The organism is Cohnella fermenti, assembly GCF_004801405.1.
GTDB classification, from domain to species: domain Bacteria; phylum Bacillota; class Bacilli; order Paenibacillales; family Paenibacillaceae; genus Cohnella; species Cohnella fermenti.
Genome location: NZ_SSOB01000128.1, coordinates 1 through 529 on the forward strand (window position 1 = coordinate 1; position 529 = coordinate 529).

The window sequence follows — 529 nt, forward strand, 5'->3', positions numbered from 1 at the left end:
TCTATAGGCTCCAGCACCTCATAGGACGTTTGCAAGAGGGAGAGCACGGTGGCTTCGCTCGGCCGATAGGTCGTCATATCTTCAAAGAGATCAGCGATGCGCTTAACCGGTATCATATGATACGCATAAAAATAGGCTGCCCACGCGGCGAAGCCAAGACCGTATTGCGTCGAGGCTTGGATGTGCGGTGGAAAAGCAGCCACCTGCTTGCGTCCGCAGTGAGCGCAACAGCCCGTCTCCGCGCGGTGCTCCGTGGTCCGGGACCGAGGCAGAGGGATGTCAACCTCCTGGCGTCGTTCGAACCCTTTATGCGTCGCATCCGCGAGCGAATGTCCGCAGTCGGCGCATGTCGTCAGTTTGTGCACCACGATGTGATCCGGGTCGGCTACGAACTCCAGCGTGGTGCCGGGATGCCCTTTCGGAGCCCCCTTCTTGCCGCCTTTTGAGCGCAGGTTCACCGGCTTGCGATACCCATCGCTAGAAGGAGGCTTGCTGCTGTTTCGGCTATTTCGATCCAGTTGGCGCTCCA

Annotated in this window: 1 protein-coding gene; it reads right to left on the reverse strand. The window is 59.2% G+C overall.

What is annotated here, in order from left to right; all coding sequences use genetic code 11:
- The coding region (locus E6C55_RS33320) for a DUF6444 domain-containing protein (RefSeq protein WP_211093706.1) at positions 1 to 529 on the reverse strand (529 nt) is incomplete at both ends.